At 69.6% G+C, this 15,609-nt stretch carries 18 protein-coding genes and 1 pseudogene; 5 read left to right on the plus strand and 14 right to left on the minus strand.

From position 1 onward, the window contains the following. Nucleotides 1-51: 51 nt before the first annotated feature. The 4 genes from DAA40_RS08045 to DAA40_RS08060 are packed head-to-tail and all read right to left on the minus strand — an operon-like array spanning nt 52 to nt 2,583. Nucleotides 52-705: a hypothetical protein gene (locus DAA40_RS08045; protein WP_106849086.1), complete on the minus strand. Its 654-nt coding sequence runs from the start codon at nt 703-705 to the stop codon at nt 52-54. Nucleotides 706-710: 5 nt separating this feature from the next. Next, the gene (locus DAA40_RS08050; protein ID WP_106849087.1) at nt 711-1,358 is read right to left on the minus strand and encodes a hypothetical protein; all 648 of its coding nucleotides are present in this window, start codon (nt 1,356-1,358) and stop codon (nt 711-713) included. Beyond that, nucleotides 1,355-1,960, minus strand: coding sequence for a hypothetical protein (locus DAA40_RS08055; protein WP_106849088.1), 606 nt, complete (start codon nt 1,958-1,960; stop codon nt 1,355-1,357). Before DAA40_RS08055 ends, DAA40_RS08050 begins: the two co-directional genes overlap by 4 nt. Next, nucleotides 1,957-2,583 carry a hypothetical protein gene (locus DAA40_RS08060; protein ID WP_106849089.1) on the minus strand — a complete coding sequence of 209 codons (627 nt, stop codon included), beginning with the start codon at nt 2,581-2,583 and terminating at the stop codon, nt 1,957-1,959. The genes DAA40_RS08055 and DAA40_RS08060 overlap by 4 nt, the downstream gene beginning before the upstream one ends. A gap of 52 nt (nt 2,584-2,635) precedes the next feature. Here DAA40_RS08060 and DAA40_RS08065 point away from each other — a divergent pair, with 52 nt between their 5' ends. Further along, the gene (locus DAA40_RS08065) at nt 2,636-3,331 is read left to right on the plus strand and encodes an alpha-ketoglutarate-dependent dioxygenase AlkB (RefSeq protein ID WP_199849580.1); all 696 of its coding nucleotides are present in this window, start codon (nt 2,636-2,638) and stop codon (nt 3,329-3,331) included. A 7-nt stretch (nt 3,332-3,338) separates the two neighbouring features. On the opposite strand, the gene DAA40_RS08070 is transcribed toward DAA40_RS08065, so the two are convergent. After that, nucleotides 3,339-4,727: a TIGR01777 family oxidoreductase gene (locus DAA40_RS08070; protein WP_106849091.1), complete on the minus strand. Its 1,389-nt coding sequence runs from the start codon at nt 4,725-4,727 to the stop codon at nt 3,339-3,341. A 210-nt stretch (nt 4,728-4,937) separates the two neighbouring features. On the opposite strand from DAA40_RS08070, the gene DAA40_RS08075 reads away from it, so the two are divergent. The 3 genes from DAA40_RS08075 to DAA40_RS08085 all read left to right on the plus strand — a co-directional run bounded on the left by DAA40_RS08075 (nt 4,938) and on the right by DAA40_RS08085 (nt 7,755). Further along, nucleotides 4,938-6,341 (plus strand): tryptophan-rich sensory protein, encoded by a 1,404-nt coding sequence (locus tag DAA40_RS08075; protein WP_106849092.1) that lies wholly within the window; start codon nt 4,938-4,940, stop codon nt 6,339-6,341. Nucleotides 6,342-6,424: 83 nt separating this feature from the next. Beyond that, complete coding sequence (locus DAA40_RS08080) at nt 6,425-7,030, plus strand: DNA-3-methyladenine glycosylase I (protein WP_106849093.1); 606 nt, start codon at nt 6,425-6,427, stop codon at nt 7,028-7,030. Beyond that, the gene (locus DAA40_RS08085; protein ID WP_199849581.1) at nt 7,027-7,755 is read left to right on the plus strand and encodes a type II CAAX prenyl endopeptidase Rce1 family protein; all 729 of its coding nucleotides are present in this window, start codon (nt 7,027-7,029) and stop codon (nt 7,753-7,755) included. The genes DAA40_RS08080 and DAA40_RS08085 overlap by 4 nt, the downstream gene beginning before the upstream one ends. A gap of 117 nt (nt 7,756-7,872) precedes the next feature. Here DAA40_RS08085 and DAA40_RS08090 read toward each other — a convergent pair whose 3' ends face one another. After that, nucleotides 7,873-8,559, minus strand: a complete 687-nt coding sequence (locus tag DAA40_RS08090; protein ID WP_158716322.1) for an EcsC family protein — start codon at nt 8,557-8,559, stop codon at nt 7,873-7,875. 106 nt (nt 8,560-8,665) lie between these two features. Between DAA40_RS08090 and msrA the strand changes: the two genes are divergently transcribed. Then, nucleotides 8,666-9,316 carry a peptide-methionine (S)-S-oxide reductase MsrA gene (gene msrA, locus DAA40_RS08095; protein WP_106849330.1) on the plus strand — a complete coding sequence of 217 codons (651 nt, stop codon included), beginning with the start codon at nt 8,666-8,668 and terminating at the stop codon, nt 9,314-9,316. Between the two features lie 250 nt (nt 9,317-9,566). Here the strand turns inward: msrA and DAA40_RS16655 are convergent. The 8 genes and pseudogenes from DAA40_RS16655 to DAA40_RS08130 form a co-directional block, all read right to left on the minus strand. Then, nucleotides 9,567-9,711 (minus strand): annotated as a pseudogene (locus tag DAA40_RS16655) (IS21 family transposase); the annotation flags it as partial. A gap of 33 nt (nt 9,712-9,744) precedes the next feature. Next, the gene (locus tag DAA40_RS08100) at nt 9,745-10,695 is read right to left on the minus strand and encodes an IS3 family transposase (RefSeq protein ID WP_106849095.1); all 951 of its coding nucleotides are present in this window, start codon (nt 10,693-10,695) and stop codon (nt 9,745-9,747) included. Next, nucleotides 10,692-10,982: a transposase gene (locus tag DAA40_RS08105; RefSeq protein ID WP_106849331.1), complete on the minus strand. Its 291-nt coding sequence runs from the start codon at nt 10,980-10,982 to the stop codon at nt 10,692-10,694. Before DAA40_RS08105 ends, DAA40_RS08100 begins: the two co-directional genes overlap by 4 nt. 158 nt (nt 10,983-11,140) lie before the next feature. Next, the gene (gene lgt / locus DAA40_RS08110; RefSeq protein ID WP_106849096.1) at nt 11,141-12,106 is read right to left on the minus strand and encodes a prolipoprotein diacylglyceryl transferase; all 966 of its coding nucleotides are present in this window, start codon (nt 12,104-12,106) and stop codon (nt 11,141-11,143) included. Nucleotides 12,107-12,352: 246 nt separating this feature from the next. After that, nucleotides 12,353-13,126, minus strand: a complete 774-nt coding sequence (locus DAA40_RS08115; RefSeq protein ID WP_106849097.1) for a cytochrome c biogenesis CcdA family protein — start codon at nt 13,124-13,126, stop codon at nt 12,353-12,355. Continuing rightward, entirely contained in the window at nt 13,123-13,707 is a 585-nt protein-coding gene (locus DAA40_RS08120) for a TlpA disulfide reductase family protein (RefSeq protein WP_106849098.1), read from the minus strand. Before DAA40_RS08120 ends, DAA40_RS08115 begins: the two co-directional genes overlap by 4 nt. A 57-nt stretch (nt 13,708-13,764) precedes the next feature. After that, nucleotides 13,765-14,889, minus strand: coding sequence for a cell wall metabolism sensor histidine kinase WalK (locus DAA40_RS08125; RefSeq protein ID WP_106849099.1), 1,125 nt, complete (start codon nt 14,887-14,889; stop codon nt 13,765-13,767). Continuing rightward, complete coding sequence (locus DAA40_RS08130; protein ID WP_106849100.1) at nt 14,886-15,593, minus strand: response regulator transcription factor; 708 nt, start codon at nt 15,591-15,593, stop codon at nt 14,886-14,888. The genes DAA40_RS08125 and DAA40_RS08130 overlap by 4 nt, the downstream gene beginning before the upstream one ends. Nucleotides 15,594-15,609 lie beyond the last annotated feature (16 nt).

Raw genomic sequence — 15,609 nt, forward strand, 5'->3', positions numbered from 1 at the left:
CCGCCCCGGATGAGCCGAGCATCGCTCGTGTGCGAGGCCCCGCAGGATCACTCACACGACGTCGAGGACCGCCGCGCCGACCGCGAGCAATGCCCGTGCCTCGTCCAGCATCAGGTTGCCCGCCTCCAGCTGCGGGTCGCCGTCCGCCGATGCGCTCTGCTCGCGCAGGGTGTCGATCTCCTCCCCGAGGCCGCGCACCTCATGCGCCCTGGTCCAGAGATGCATGCCGAGGCGGGAGACGAAGACCGGCTCACCGCCGGGGTAGCCCAGGGCGAAGGTATCCGGCGCCGCTCGCAGGTTGCCGAGTCCGCTCATGAAGGCGACCAGCCGATGGCGGCCAGCGAACTCGGTCATGCTGGCCGTGGACCCGCGGTCGAGGCGGTAGGCCAGGCCGGCCGCCCGCAGGTCGTCGATCGCGGAGCCGACGTCGGCCCGATTGAGCAGGGGGCCGGCGTCACCCGGCCGGCTCCTTCGGTCGTGATCGTCCAGCTCGAGGTAGGCCCTCGCCAGTCCGTCGACATCGACCGGAGCAATCCGCGAGGGCGTGGGGCGATGGCCGCGCATCAGCACCCAGAGGTTCCAGTGCGCCGGATATACCGAGATGATCTCCCGCCCGCGGCGGATCTGGTAGAGCTCGACCGCGCCTCGCTCATTCGAGCCCATCACGCCCACTGGGTGCCCGATCGGCAGCAGGTCCTCGATCATCTCGCCTAGCTCCCGCGATGGGTGGTCAGGTCGAGGGCCAACGCCCCGGCGGAGATCAGGTCGGGCGCGTAGCTGAAGAAAGCGTCGACCAGGTCGCCAGGGTCGGCACCCTCGTGGAGGCCCCCAGCGGCAACCTGTCTCGCCACGACCTCGTCGCACGCCGAGAGCAGCGAGCCATGGGCTGCCGAGAGCACGTAGACGCTGTACACCGACGGCGGAACCAGCGCCAGCGGCGCGGCCGGCATACCGATCAGCGCCATACCGCGCAGGTCGGGCAGCACCCCGGCGCCCACCGCGCGGGGCAGCGCACGCAATCGAGCAGCGAGGCCGATCGTGTCGTCTCCGGGAATCACGATCGAGGCCACGAGCCGTTCGTCGGCGAGCTGCTGGAGTACCGAGCCCGGGTCGCTCATCCCGGCATTCGATGCCTCGGCGAGCACGTCGTCCAATCCCCGGCTGGGCACCGCTCCGGGATCAGCCGGCTCGGGGAGCCGGCGGCAGTGCTGCCACAGCCGGTACTCCCGCTCATCGAGCGTCACGGTCTCGCCCGCGCGATGCACCAACCAATGCTGCCGTTCGTCCTGCCAGACCTCGCCGATATCGACCCCGATCGCGAGCACGACCTGCTGGGGCTGTGCGTCCGGAGCGCTCATGTGGTCCGCTCCGACCGGGCGCGGTCGAAATAGCCGGCGCCGCGCGCGACGAGCGAGGCACAGGAGAGCACCAGCGCCCGCACGTCCTCCGGGTTGGCATCATCCGGAGGGGGGCTGGCGCCGGGCTGTGCGCTCATTCGGCGGGCAGCCTCCGCGAGGGACGGCGACCGCGGTGCCCGGGTCCAGACCTCCAGTTCGCGCTCGGTCAGCGGGACGACCAGTCCAGGCTGCTCGAAGCCCACCGCCGGACCCGTCGGCAGGTCGCAGACCACCATCAGGGACACGAACCGGATCGTCTCTGCGAGCTCGACGATCTCGTCGCCCACGTCGTCCACGTCGCCCACGTCGTCCACGGAGCAGGCGATCGCGGCGCCGACGTCCTCCATCTGGGCCCAGGCCGATTCGAGGTCGCCGTCGAACGAGGCGCTCAGCTCATCGAGCGACACCGGCTTGCCGTCCGTCCCGTGGGCAGACCGCCACAGGCGGGCCGCGTCGTGCTCCAGCGCGGCGACCTCCCGCCCGATGCGCAGCAGCAGGCCGGCGTCGGGCCCCGGCGAGGGGGGGCCGAAGGAGCAGCCGACCGCGAGCACCAGCGGGCTCATCGAGCCGCACCTGTTGCGTCCAGATAGGCGGCGGACCAAGCCAGCAGCTCGGGAAGGCCGAGGACGCCCTCGAGCAGCTGGGTCGCCAGCCCCATCTCTCGCACGGCCATGTCATCGGCGGTCTCGGCCAGCCCGCCGGGCTCTACGGCGCCCAGCAAGGTCTCGCTGACATCGGACCACATCAGCGCTCCGTACATCGCCGCGCCGACGTCGATGATCGTCTGGCCGAGCACCCCGACCTCGAACCGCCCTGGTAGGTCGGCCGCGGGTCCGTAGCCGTTGACCGCCGACTGCAGCCGGACGGAGCCCGCGAATGCGTGGACCGCGTCGTAATCGACGGGGACGGCGCTCACCAACCCGGCACTGATCAGCGTCTGCAGATCCGCGGACCTGTCGTCCAGGCCGCGGGCATCGGCCAGCGTCTGCAACGACTCGACGGTCGGCGGGGCATCCAGCGCACCGAGGTCGCGGACGAGGCGCCAGCAGTCGAACAACCGCTCAGGTAGCTCTGCATAGGAATCGCCCACCCGCACGCGGGGCGCGCCGCGCTCGCCGTCCGAGGCGAAGGCTCGCCCGAGAGATTGCCCGAGCGGGAACAGCAGGTCGTGCGCGGCGGCCAGCATGCCTCGAAGTCTATCCAGCACCCCGGCAGGTCGGCGCGGCTACGATGGCGCGATGGACCAGCCGCGGCTGTTCGAGACGCCGCCCGCCGTCCGGCAGGTGAGAGAAGTCGCCCCGGGCGCGGTGCACCTGCCGGGATACCTCTCGCTGGAGCAGCAGCGGCATCTCGTCGACGCGTTCCGCCAGTGGGCATCCGGACCGGTGCCGGCGCACCGTACGAAGGTTCGCGGCCATGAGATGTCTGTGCGCACGGTATGCCTGGGCTGGCACTGGTCGCCGTACCGGTACACGCGGGAGGCGATCGACGTCAACGGCGCCGTCGTCCCGCCGATGCCCGAATGGCTCGTGCGGGCCGGGCGCGACGCGGTGCAGGCGGCGTACGGCTCGAACACGGACGCGGAGGCCTGCCCGGCCGGGGAGGAGGGCGGTTACACCCCGGACACGGCGCTGCTGAACTACTACGACGCGACGGCCCGGATGGGCATGCATCAGGACAAGGACGAGCGCTCGCTGGCCCCGATCGTGTCCTTCAGCGTCGGCGATGCCTGCCTGTTCCGGTTTGGCAACACCGAGACCCGCATCAGGCCGTACGTCGACCTTCGGCTGGAGTCCGGCGACCTGTTCGTCTTCGGCGGTGAATCCCGGCTGGCGTATCACGGCGTCCCGAAGATCTACCCGAGTACGGCACCCGAGGGCTGCGGCCTCGCCGAGGGCCGCCTCAACTACACCCTCCGCCACACCGGTCTTTGACCCGGGGCTAGCGGGCCAGGACGTGGCGGAGGGCCTGCTCCAGGTCGGGGTAGCCGAACTCGTACCCCCAGCCGCGCACCTTCTCGCTCGACATCCGCTGCCCGGCGAGGGCGAACTCGTCAGCGCCCTCCGATCCGAGCAGGACGGCCGGTCCGACTCGCGGCACCCGCAGCAGCGCGGGACGACGCAGCACCTTCGCCAGGATCTTCGAGTACTCCTCGTTCCGGACGATTCCCGGCGCGGCGGCGTTGACCGGTCCGGCAAGGCCGTCGGTGAGCGCGGCGTGCGCGTAGATCCCCAGCAGATCGTCGATGGCGATCCACGGCATCCACTGCCCGCCGTCGCCCAGCGGTCCTCCCGCCCCGATCCGGAACAGCGGCGCCTGGAGCGCCAACTGTCCCCCGGCGGCGGACTGCACGATTCCGGTGCGCACATTCACCACGCGTACGCCGGCGTCCCGGGCGGGTTGGCAGGCGGCCTCCCACTCCCTACAGACCTCGGCAAGGAAGCCGTCGCCGGCGGGCAGGTCCTCGGTGAGCCACTCGTCGCCGCGGTCGGGCCCGTACCAGCCGGACGCCGAGGCGCAGATCAGCGCGCGCGGCCGGCCGTCCTCAGCGAGCTGCGCGAGCGTCGCGGCCAGCAGCCGGGTCGAGTCACGACGGCTGTCGAGCACCCGCTTCTTGTGCTCGTCGGTGAACCGGCCAGCGATCGGCTCTCCGGCGAGGTGGACGACGACGTCGATGTCCCGTAGCCGTTCGGCGTCCATCTCGAGATCGTCGAGGTTCCAGTAGATGTCATCGCTTGACGGCTTCGAGCGGGTGATGCGCCGTACGTCGTGCCCGCCTCCGCCCAGAAAAGCCGCGAGCTGGGAGCCGATCAGTCCGGTGGCACCGGAGATCGCCACGGTCTTGGGCGTGCGATGCGCGGCATGGAAGGCGAGATCGAAGCGCAGCTGGCGGGCCCGGTAGTCCCAGGCCTTGGTCAGTTCGGCGCGAGCGACCCGCTCGCCGATCCTCGCCGCCGGCCCTACTGCCGGGAACGGGAGCTGGAAGTCGATCTCGTCGCGGACGAGCGTCCCGCCGTCCGCGGTATCGGAGAACAGGTGCTTGTGGTGCCAGGAGTGCATCGGTCCGGACTCCATGACGTCCTCGAACTTGTGCGGGCGGTCGTAACCCAGATGTCTTGCCTTCCAACGGATACCGGCGACACCGACGGTGCCTGGGATGGACATCCGCAGCACCGCCTGAGACCCGTTGCGGATGCCCTCCGTCGGCTCGGTGTCTACCTTGCCCAGGGTCGGCGGATTGAGCCGCATCAGCGCGCCCGGCCGCTCATGCCATTCGAAGACCTCCTCGCGTGGGTGGTCCAGGGTGGTCTGGTACTCGAAGCGGGCCATAGAATCTCCTTCGTCCGTGTCGCTCAGTATCGCCCGACTGGGCGCCCATGGGTGCGGCGCGCGGCGGCCGATCAAGCCGCCTCGGTCCGACGGCCCGCCGGTACAGTCGATTCGGTCCGGCAAGCCACGGCGGAAGAGCGGCTCCGGAGACGGCTCCCGAGGCGCCCACAGCACTGGTTGGCCACGTTCTCGAGAGATTGGACATAGCCCATGAGCAAGGGGCTGACGGATACCCGCGTGCTCGTCACCGGAGCCACCGGCTACGTCGGGGGTGAGCTGGTGCCTCCCTTGCTGGACGCCGGAGCCGACGTGCGGGTACTCGCACGCGACGCCCGCGGCCTCGACGACCGCCCGTGGCGAGCTGAGGTCGACGTCGTCGAGGGCGATGCGACCCAGCCGGCCGATCTCGACCGGGCGTTGGAGGGCATCGACACCGCCTACTACCTCCTTCACTCGATGGACGGCGGTGGCCACCTGGGCGACCGGGACCGTGACATGGCGCAGACGTTCATCGCTGCTGCAGAACGCGCCGGCGTACGCCGGATCGTCTACCTCGGGGGAATGCACCCGGGCGGTGCGCTGTCGGAGCATCTCGCTTCGCGTGCCGAGGTAGGGCAGGTGTTCCTGGACGGCAAGGTTCCGGCCGTCGTCCTGCAGGCGGCCGTGATCCTGGGCGCCGGATCGGCGTCCTTCCAGATGCTGCGTTATCTCACGGGCCGGCTACCGGTCATGATCGCGCCGAAGTGGCTGCGGAACCGGCTGCAGCCGATCGCGATCGAGGACGTGCTGCACTATCTCATCGGCGCAGCGACCCTGGACGGCGACGTGAACCGGGCCTTCGACATCGGCGGGCCGGAGATCCTCACCTATCAGGAGCTCATCCAGCGCTACGCCAAGGTCACGGGCCGGCGCAAGCGGGCCATCGCCCTGCTGCCCGTCCTCACGCCCGAGCTGGCCAGCGTGTGGGTGGGTGCCGTCACGCCCGTCGAGTCCACCGTGGCACGGCCCCTCGTCGGCAGCCTCGTGCACGAGGTGGTCGCCGGTGAGAGCGACATCCGCGATCTGTTGCCGAGACCCGGCGGGCTGGTGGGGATCGATGACGCGCTGCGCTCGGCCGAGCGCGCGAGCCCCACCGACACCGGACCGCGCAACCTGCTCATCACCACGGTCGCGACGACTGCAGCGGCGGCGTTGGGATCGTGGGCCACAGACACCGGGTCCCGCTGGTACAAGAGTATCGACAAACCCGCGTGGCAGCCGCCCGCTCTGACCTTCCCCGTGGTGTGGACGGCGTTGTACGGCACGATCGCGGGCACCTCGGCGTCCACCCTCACCACCCACGACCGCAACGATGAGCGGACCGAAGCCGGCCGGTACCGGGCGGCGCTGCTGACGAACCTCGCGCTCAACGCCGGGTGGAGCCTGACCTTCTTCCGTGGCAAGAACCCGGCGGCGGCCACGGTGGTCAGCGCAGCGCTCGCGGCGAGCTCGGCCGACCTGGCACGCCGGGCGGGAAACACCAAGCCCTCGCGGGGTGCCACGCTCGCGCCGTACGCCGCGTGGTGCACCTTCGCGACGGCGCTGTCGGCATCGATCGCGCGACGCAACCGGTAGCACGCTCACCTCGCGGTGGCTCCACCACGCTCCGCAACCGTTAGCGTGGTGGAAACCACCGCATCCGACCAAGGGGGCCACCGATGAACGACGCCGTCAGCTCGGGGCTCGTCGTGGGCCAGGACGGCCTAGCCAGGCCGACGTGGGCAGCCGCGAGCGATCTGATGCGGGAGTACTACGACACCGAATGGGGCATGCCGGTGCGTGACGAACGCGGGGTGTTCGAGCGACTGACCCTGGAGGCCTTCCAGTCGGGGCTGTCGTGGTCGACGATCCTGCGCAAACGCCCGGCCTTCCGGGATGCCTTCGACAACTTCGATCCCGACCGCGTTGCGGCGTACGACGCGGACGACGTGGACCGGCTGATGCACGATGCCGCCATCGTCCGGAACCGGCGCAAGATCGACGCGACGATCGGCAACGCCCGTGCCACCGTCGGGCTGCGCGCCGACGGAGGGCTGCACGAGCTCGTGTGGTCCTTTCAGCCGGACCGGACTCCGGCGCCGCGCCGCTTCGAGGAGATCCCGACGTCGTCACCGGAGAGCCTCGCGCTGTCGAAGGAGCTGAAGCGCCGCGGGTTCGCGCACGTCGGGCCGACGACGATGTTCGCCCTGATGGAAGCCATCGGGATCATCGACACGCACCTGCTCGGCTCGCACCGCCGAGGCTCCAGCGGAGTCTGGCGGTGACCGCACGGCGCCCACCGAGCCGACTGAGCCGGCTCGCCCGCGACACCTTCTGGACGCCGGTCGATCAGCCGGCCGGGCAGCCTCCAGCGGCCGTGGCCCGAGCCCGCGTCGTCGCCGCCGTCACCCTGGTGGCCGGTGCGCTGGTGCTGTGGCTGACGCTGCGGATCGCTCCCGGCGACGCGTTGTTCTATCCGGCGACGCTCGGTCTGGCGGCGATCTGGGCGATCGGGGGAATGGCGGGCGCCCGGCCGCGGATGGGTTGGGTGCGCACCCGGTCGGGAGGCAAGGGGCGGCCGGGACTCGAGCCGCTGCTGATCGGTCTCGCGCTCGTCGCGTTGTTCGTCGTCGGAGCGCTCGTGGTGGCGCGGGTGCCCTTCCTACGCGGCCCGGTCGACGAGCTGCTCGATCACGCGAAGTTCGGCTCGCTCGGCGTCGTCCTGGTGATGACGATGCTCAATGGGGTGGCGGAGGAGCTGTTCTTCCGCGGGACGCTCTACGACGCGATGCCGCCAGGATGGCGGATCGGCGGCACGGTGGTGCTGTATGCCGCGGTGACCGCGGCGTCCGGCGTACCTCTGCTGGTGCTGGCCGGCGTGCTGCTGGGCGGGGTGACCGCGCTGCAGCGCCGGGTCAGCGGCGGCGTCCTCGCACCGATCATCACGCATATCACCTGGTCGGCGTCCATGCTCCTGCTACTGCCGCCGCTGCTGAGCGCCGCCGGGTGAGCCTCCGTACCGAGGCGCGTCGAAAACGCAGCATCAGACGCGTGGCATGGATGCAGGTGTCATGCAGGCAGGGAGACGCTGCGTGCTCAGCGGGCCGGCTGACGGACGGCCGGCTGGTCAGGCGTCGATGACGAGCTGGGTGAACTCGCGGGCGGCGTCCCGGCCGATCTGGCGGGTCGACCACGAGTCCGTCGCCCCGCCGACGACCCCGCCGAGCACCGGCACTCGCTTGCCGACGAAGGTGACTGTCGAGCGGCCCGCGGCGCGAGCGATGATCTCTCCCGTCACCGCCGCCGAGATCCGGTCCCGGGTCTCCTCGTCGAACCCCGGTCCGGTCGCGATCGCGCGGGGACCGCTGGGCAGCTTTTGGTCACGCTCGAGCTGACCCACGCTCTTTGCGCCGAGCATCGCGGCGAAGACCGCCGTCCGCACCCGCGGGTCGGTCAGCTCGTAGCCGCGCAGATGGGCGATCTCGGCAACCATCCGCGTCTGGATCAGCGCGATTCCGGCGATGTTCGCCGGCACCAGCACCGCCATCGACACCAGACCGCCGATGTTGGTGGCGAACCCCTCCACGGCGGCCATCCGCGTATGGTCGGCGATCACATCAGCGACCGCCCGTTCCACATTGCCGCCGGCCTTCTCTAGGCGACGGTCGGCGTCCGCCGCCGCCCCCTTCAACGGGCCGACGCCGTCGACCGCCTTCTCGAAGGCGGTGCGTGCGACGCGCGACCCTGACTCGGGCGTCAGCTGCTTCACGGCAGGCAGGACGACACGGCTCATCAGAAGGTCACGAACTCCCATGCGGGTCTCCATCTCGTGGGGCGACAGCAGCCATCGTATGGAACCGGCGCGGTCCGCAGTTTGTTTCCCGCACCCCGAACGGCGTCGATGGTCGTACCCTGGCCGCATGGTGTTCTGGCGCACAAATCCGACCATGGTGACCAAGGACGACGCGCTTCCCGGGCGTGACTCCTATCCCTACGACGTGCCCTCGCAGCACGCTGTCCTCACCGGGGCGACCCTGGACGGGCCGTGGCCGGAGGGAAGCGAGGTCGCCGTCTTCGGCATGGGCTGCTTCTGGGGCGTGGAGCGGATCTTCTGGCAACTGCCGGGGGTGCTGTCGACGTCCGCAGGGTACGCCGGCGGCTACACCCCCCACCCCACCTATGAGGAGACGTGCACCGGCCGCACCGGTCATGCCGAGGTGGTGCGGGTGACCTTCGATCCCGCGCAGATCAGTTACGAGCAGCTGCTGAAGGCCTTCTTCGAGAACCATGACCCGACGACCAAGTGGCGCCAGGGCAATGACATCGGTACCCAGTACCGTTCGCTCATCCTCACCACCTCGTCCGAGCAGGCCGCGGCCGCCGAGCGGGTGCGCGATACCTATCAGCGCGAGCTGACCGAGCGCGGGTACGGCGAGATCTCCACCGAGATCGCGCCCCTCGGTGAGTACTACCTCGCCGAGGACTACCACCAGCAGTATCTGCACAAGAACCCGAACGGCTACTGCAACCACGGCTTCAACGGCGTCGCCTGCCCGGTCGGGCTCGGCTGATCAGTTGGGTGACGTGACGGGGCTGCGGATGGCTTGCGCACTGGTGATCCTGCTCGCCGTGATCGGCGTCGCCAGTCAGGTCAGTCCGCAGGGCCGCACCCTCCCCCGAACCACACAGCGCCCGGGCCGCGGCCGGCGGACGCCGAGCAGTATGCCGGTGCGGTCGGATCGGAGCCGTAGGAGCTCACCGAGCGCCCGTGATCGTCATGCCGCCGCGCCCGCTGCGCGCGATCGAGGCGCAGCTCCGCCGCGTCATCACCGGCAGCCGCGTCGCCGTCCGCGACTGACCGTAGCCGACAGGGACCTCGATCCGGGGGAAACCAGTAGTCGAATTGAGCCAGCTCACGGACACGCGCCTTGAACACCGTCATCCCACGGTCCCAGCCGACCCGCTCGGTGTGGTTCCCCCCGAATCGTGGAGGGCTTCTCTATGCGGCTTCCCGGTCGGGGGCCGCGGTGTTCTCGTAATTGATCGGGCTCATCATGCCCGCCGAGCTGTGCCGGCGTTCCTGGTTGTAGAACCCGTAGCACCAGTCCAGGACGACGGCCTGGGCCTGGCGGGTGTTCTCGAAGTCGTGGAGTGAGAGGACCTCCCACTCCAGTGAGCTGAAGAACGCCTCGGCGGCGGCATTGTCGAAACACGACCCGACGCGGCCCATCGATTGGCGGACCCCGAGCTTGCGACACAACTTGGTGTGCGAGTTCGCGGTGTAGGTCGAGCCGCGGTCGGTGTGAAAGATGACCCGCTGCGACTCGTCCTCACGCCAACCCTCACCGTTGACTGCATCGACGCCGCCGCGAGCCGCGACGGCCATCTTGATCGCCGCGCACGCGAGCTCGGCATCAGGATGCAAGGACGTGGCTGCACCGAGTAGACGCCGTGAGTAGAGGTCGATCACGGTCGCCAGGTAGAGCTTCCCGGCCGCGGTCGGGATCTCCGTCATATCGCCCACCCAGCGGGCGTTCGGACGCTCCGCGGTGAAGTTCCGCTTGACCAGGTCGGGGAACTTCGGCGCGGTCTTGTCCTGCTTGGTGAGTCCGTTCCTGCGCTTGATCCGCCGTGCGACCAGGCCCTGGCGGCGCATCGAGCCAGCGACCGTCTTCTCGCTGACCTGCCAGCCGTCATCACGCAGATCGTGGGCCAGCCGCGGCGAGCCGTGCAGGCCTCGCTTCCTGGCGAACATCACCCGCACCGCCCGGTCGATGGTGTCGCGACGCCGATCCCGAGGCGTGTGCAGCCCACTGGCTGCGGAGGGCCCCGTGGCCCGGCTCAGCCACTTGTAGAACCACGCCATGCTGACGCCGAGCAGCAGACAGGTCACGGTGTGCGGCACTCGGTAGCCGGTCCTCTGGTCGGCGATGAAGCGTGCCACGCTCACTTCGTCGCCTCCTTGACCCACAGGACCACGGATCGCTTGAGGACATCGCGCTCCATCCGGAGCTCGGCGACCTCGGCGCGGAGCCGCTTGAGCTCTTCCACGTCGTCCTTGGACAGCCCCCGGGTGCCCTCAGCGGCCTCGCGTGCACGGGCCACCCAGTTGCCCAGCGTGCCCTCGTTGACACCGAGGTCACGAGCGACCTGCGCGATCGGCTTGTCGGTCTCTTCGACGATCCGGACCGCCCCTTCACGGAACTCCCGGTCGTACTTCATTCGCTTCTCTGGCATCTCGATCCTCATTGTGGATGCCTCCACGGTCCGGGGGGAACCTCAAAAGCAAGCCGTCACCCAGGCCACTTCTAGTTGACATAGCCGATGTATGGCACCGAGCTGACGCGGCACATCTACTTCTCGCGGGTGCAGCGGTGGCCATGGCCGTGGTGTCCTTATCGGGTTCGACGTTCGGGTCCGGAGTCACCGTCGGTCGAAGTGTCGTGGGAGTCACCTGCAGCGAGAACCGGCGTGTAACCGGTCGGCTCCCCCTCGGCGTCGACGAACGCCGTACGGTCGTCGGTGTACGGCGTGGCCTCGCGGGTGCCCTTGACCAGGATTAGGTACGCGGCCGCGGCGAGCCCCACGAACAGCGCGGTCCAGACGTTGATCCGCTGTCCGAGGATCAGCTCGGCGGGATCGGTGCGCATCTGCTCGATGAAGAACCGGCCGAAGCAGTACAGCCCGACGTACGCGGCGAACACCCGTCCGCGGCCCATCCGGAACCTCTTGTCCAGCCAGAGCAGCGCCACGCCGACCAAGACGTTCCAGGTCATCTCGTACAGGAAGGTGGGCTGGAACAGCCCGACGACGTTGGCCTCGCCGGTCGCCGGGTCGATGTACGCGGTGCCGTCGGCGTCCAGCTCGTGGATCTCCAGCGCGAGGGCGCCGTCCGTCCGACCGCCGTACAGCTCGTTGTTGAACCAGTTGCCCAGCCGGCCGATCGCCTGCGCGAAGATCAGGCCGGGAGCGAGCGCGTCGGCCACCGAGGCCATCCGCAGGCCCATCTTGCGCGCGCCGATCCAGGCACCCACCGCGCCGAAGGCGATTGCACCCCAGATCCCGAGGCCGCCCTCCCAGATGTAGAGGGCCTTGATCGGGTCACCGTTCTCACCGAAGTAGGGCGAGGGCGTCGTGATCACGTGGTAGAGACGGCCACCGATGATGCCGAACGGGACCGCCCAGAGCGCGAGGTCGAGGATCTCGCCCTGCTTGCCGCCGCGGGCGAGCCACCGCCGGGAGCTGAGCCAGATCGCGACGACGATGCCGGCCAGGATGCACAGCGCGTACGCGCGCAGCGGCAGGCCGAAGATGTCGATCTGGTTGCGGGTCGGGCTGGGAATCGTAGCCAGAAACGTCATGCGTGAACCGTTGCCTTTCGTAGGGACTGCACCAGCGCTCGGGTCACCTGCAGGTGGTCGGCGACAGCTCGCATTGCCGAATGTGTGACCCGTGCTCGCCTTCTGGCCTGAAGCCGACAAGCGGGCTACGGGACGTCGACGTGGCGCCTACGTTCGGCGTTGATCGACGCGGTTGGGTCCGAGGCGCCGGGCGGGGCGGACGACGGAAGTGTGCGCAGCCGAGGTGCGTGTTAGCCGCCGGTGTGCTCACAGCAGCAGGTTTTCGGTGGGGAACCAGCCTTGGATGGTGGCCACGATGCCGGTCCACCAGCCGGTCAGCAGGATGATGCCGAGCAGGATCAGCATGATGCCGCCGATCTTCATCAGTGCGCCGGCGTGCCGGCGGGCGAACCCCGAGGCCTTCATTGCCCAACCGAACCCGGCCGCGATAAGGATGAACGGTAGACCTAGCCCGAGGCTGTACAGCGCGGTCAGGAACGCACCGCGCCCGGCGCTGCCCTCTTGGTAGGACAGGGTGAGGATCGCGGTCAGTGTGGGCCCGATGCAGGGGATCCAGCCGATCGCGAAGAACGCGCCCAGCAGCGGGGCGCCGACCAGGCCGGCGGCCGGTAGCTTGTGGAAGCGCCATTCGCGCTGCATCCAGGGCAGCTTGCCGAGGAACGCGATCCCCATCAGGATGATCAGCACGCCCATCACCTGGGTGATGGGCTCCTCGTACTGCCGTAGCACGGAGCCGGCCTGGCCGAACAGGGCGCCGTACGAGACGAACACGGCGGCGAACCCGGCCACGAACAGCGCCGCGCCGAGGATCACCCGCCGCCGGGCGGGGCTGTCGCGCGCGGCCACCTCGGTGGCGGACTCGCCCGCGACGGACGTGACGTAGGAGAGGTAGCCGGGCACCAACGGCAGTACGCACGGCGAGGCGAAGCTGACCAGCCCCGCGGCGATCGCCAGCAGGCTGGCCAGCAGCAGCGAGCCGGAGGTGACGGTTCCCTCGATCGAGGAGGCGAGGGTGGTCATTCGGCGAGCAGTTTCTCGATGGTGTCGGTCAGAGATTCCAGGTCGACGACCGAGACGTACGCCGCGGCGACCTTGCCGTCGGCGTCGATCACCACCGTGGACGGGATCGCGGCCAGCGGGTAGCCGTTGAGCTGCAGCGCGATCTTGGCGCTCGGGTCGAAGATGCTCGGGTAGGTCATCCCGACCTGCTGGCTGAACGTCTGGCCTTGTCCTTTGGTGTCGCGGACCAGGACGCCGATCATCTGCACGCCCTGCGGCTGGTAGGTCTGGTAGATCTGCTGCAGGTCCGGCGCTTCGACGCGGCACGGCGCGCACCAGGAGGCCCAGAAGTTCATCACCACGATGCTGCCTTTGTGCTCGTCGAGCTCGAACTTCTCCCCATCGAGCAGCTCCCCGGTGATGTTCGGCGCGTCCTGCCGCTCGTTGGCGGCGATCACCTCCCCGGCGGGGGTGCCCTCGACAAACCGGAACTCGCTACCGGTCTGCTTGGGGGCGTCGGTGCTGGCGGTGCAGCCGGCCACCAGCACGGTGGCGAGCAGCACCGCGGCCGCTGTGATGAGTCGGCCTACGACCGGGCTCATGTTCTCACTCCTGTTCGGGTGTCATACGCGCGGCGATGCAGTTCGCCGCGGCGTCAGCTAGGTTCCGGGGCGGTTGGCTGCCGGTAGCCGGAGGATGAAGGTGGCGCCGTGCGGGTCGGCGGAGTCGAGCGCGTGCAGGCTGCCGCCGTGCGATTCGGCGATCCCGCGAGCGATGGTGAGCCCGACTCCTGATCCTCGACCGTCGGCGTGGCGTGCGGTATCGCCTCGGTAGAAGCGTTCGAAGACGCGTTCGAGCTGATCGGCCGAGATGCCCTCGCCGGTGTCGCGCACAGTGATCGCAACGTGCCCGTTGGAGCGGGCCACACTGAGGGTTACCGTTCCGTGCGGTGGGGTGTGTCGCAGCGCGTTGGACAGCAGGTTCTCCAGCAGCTGCCCGAGTCGTTGCGGGTCGCCGGTCACGTGGGCTGGATGGCCGCTGCCGGGCGGCTCGATGAGAAGGGCGACGTCTTTGTCCTCGAAGGCGCTGCGGGCCGAGTCTGCGGTGGTCTGGACGAGGGTGTTCACATCGACGAGCGCGAGGCGCAGGTTGAGCCGGTGCTCTTCTGCTCGAGAGACCTCGCTGAGGTCGTTGGCGAGCCTGCAGAGCCGGTCGAGCTGGGACCGGAAGATGCGCAGCGAGTCGGTGTCCCAGGTGCTCACGCCGTCCTCGAGCCCTTCCAGGCGGGCGGTGAGGGTGGCCAGGGGGGTGCGCAGCTCGTGCGCGATATCCGTCAGGAGTCGACGTCGTGTCGTCTCGGTCTGTTCGATCTGCAGCGCCATGTCGTTGAATGCTCGGCCGAGCGCGTCGATCTCGGCGCCGTGGCCGGTCTCCGCGACCTGCACGTCGGGCTGGCCGTCGGCCACGGCGTTGGCGGCCCGGCCCAGCGCGTGCAGCGGTCGGGTGATGCGCTTGGTGACGTACCAGGTCACCCCGACGGCCAGGACCAGCGCGGTCAGCAGCGCCGTGCTCAGCGAGATCAGGCTCGAGGAGGCGTAGGCCTCGTCGATGTGCCGGAGGGTGGCGTCCTCGAGGTGGCCGGCTTGGACGAGGTGGGCGTGGAACAGCTGGGGGCCCAGCAGCGCGGCGACCAGGCCGGCGGCCAGCACTCCGGCGGACAGCACGACGGTCTGGGCGATGAACAGCCGCCCGCCTATCCCCCTCGTGAGCCGCGGCCTGCTCATCGAGCGACCATGCGGTAGCCCACACCGCGCACCGTCTCGATATACCGCGGCTCGGCAGCATCGTCGGCGAGCTTCCGGCGCAGGTTGGCGATGTGCACGTCGACCACGTGCACGTTCCCGACCCAGCCGACATCCCAGATCTCGTCGAGCAGCTGCCGACGGGTGTGGACCGCGGATGGTCGGGCGCTGAGTGCGGCCAACAGGTCGAACTCCGTGCGCGTCAGCTCGAGGGGCGCGTTGTCCAGGAGGACTCGATGACCGCTCACATCGATGAGGAGATCACCGAACTGCCGCGGCTGTGCCGCGTCGAGTTCGCGGTGCTGGGCGCGGGGTCGCCGCAGGACCGCCTGCACGCGGGCCACGAGCTCGCGAAGGCTGAAGGGCTTGGTGATGTAGTCGTCCGCGCCCACCGACAGCCCGATGATCTTGTCCACTTCGTCGTCGCGGGCGGTGACCATTAGCACGTAGCAGTCCGAGAAGGTGCGGATCTGGCGGCAGACCTCCACGCCGTCCAGACCCGGCAGGCCCAGGTCGAGCATCACCACGTCCGGGGCCAGCCGCCGCGCGGCCTGGACCCCGTCGGGGCCGGTGCGTACGACGTGCGCGAGGAGCCCGGCGCGCTGCAGGTACGTCTTGATCATGTCGGCAAGGTCGGCTTCATCCTCGATGATCAGCACGCTCGCCGCGGTCGCATGGGTGGTCACGGCGCCATCATCCGTC

The sequence above is a fragment of the Blastococcus sp. Marseille-P5729 genome, from assembly GCF_900292035.1.
Classification (GTDB): Bacteria; Actinomycetota; Actinomycetes; order Mycobacteriales; family Antricoccaceae; genus Cumulibacter.

Excerpts from the sequence above, each read along its gene's own strand:
- DAA40_RS08045 (WP_106849086.1), bottom strand. The coding sequence starts at position 705 with ATGATCGAGGACCTGCTGCCGATCGGGCACCCAGTGGGCGTGATGGGC.
- DAA40_RS08050 (WP_106849087.1), bottom strand. The coding sequence starts at position 1,358 with ATGAGCGCTCCGGACGCACAGCCCCAGCAGGTCGTGCTCGCGATCGGG.
- DAA40_RS08055 (WP_106849088.1), bottom strand. The coding sequence starts at position 1,960 with ATGAGCCCGCTGGTGCTCGCGGTCGGCTGCTCCTTCGGCCCCCCCTCG.
- DAA40_RS08060 (WP_106849089.1), bottom strand. The coding sequence starts at position 2,583 with ATGCTGGCCGCCGCGCACGACCTGCTGTTCCCGCTCGGGCAATCTCTC.
- DAA40_RS08065 (WP_199849580.1), top strand. The coding sequence starts at position 2,636 with ATGGACCAGCCGCGGCTGTTCGAGACGCCGCCCGCCGTCCGGCAGGTG.
- DAA40_RS08070 (WP_106849091.1), bottom strand. The coding sequence starts at position 4,727 with ATGGCCCGCTTCGAGTACCAGACCACCCTGGACCACCCACGCGAGGAG.
- DAA40_RS08075 (WP_106849092.1), top strand. The coding sequence starts at position 4,938 with ATGAGCAAGGGGCTGACGGATACCCGCGTGCTCGTCACCGGAGCCACC.
- DAA40_RS08080 (WP_106849093.1), top strand. The coding sequence starts at position 6,425 with ATGAACGACGCCGTCAGCTCGGGGCTCGTCGTGGGCCAGGACGGCCTA.
- DAA40_RS08090 (WP_158716322.1), bottom strand. The coding sequence starts at position 8,559 with ATGGGAGTTCGTGACCTTCTGATGAGCCGTGTCGTCCTGCCTGCCGTG.
- msrA (WP_106849330.1), top strand. The coding sequence starts at position 8,666 with ATGGTGTTCTGGCGCACAAATCCGACCATGGTGACCAAGGACGACGCG.
- DAA40_RS08105 (WP_106849331.1), bottom strand. The coding sequence starts at position 10,982 with ATGCCAGAGAAGCGAATGAAGTACGACCGGGAGTTCCGTGAAGGGGCG.
- lgt (WP_106849096.1), bottom strand. The coding sequence starts at position 12,106 with ATGACGTTTCTGGCTACGATTCCCAGCCCGACCCGCAACCAGATCGAC.
- DAA40_RS08115 (WP_106849097.1), bottom strand. The coding sequence starts at position 13,126 with ATGACCACCCTCGCCTCCTCGATCGAGGGAACCGTCACCTCCGGCTCG.
- DAA40_RS08120 (WP_106849098.1), bottom strand. The coding sequence starts at position 13,707 with ATGAGCCCGGTCGTAGGCCGACTCATCACAGCGGCCGCGGTGCTGCTC.
- DAA40_RS08125 (WP_106849099.1), bottom strand. The coding sequence starts at position 14,889 with ATGAGCAGGCCGCGGCTCACGAGGGGGATAGGCGGGCGGCTGTTCATC.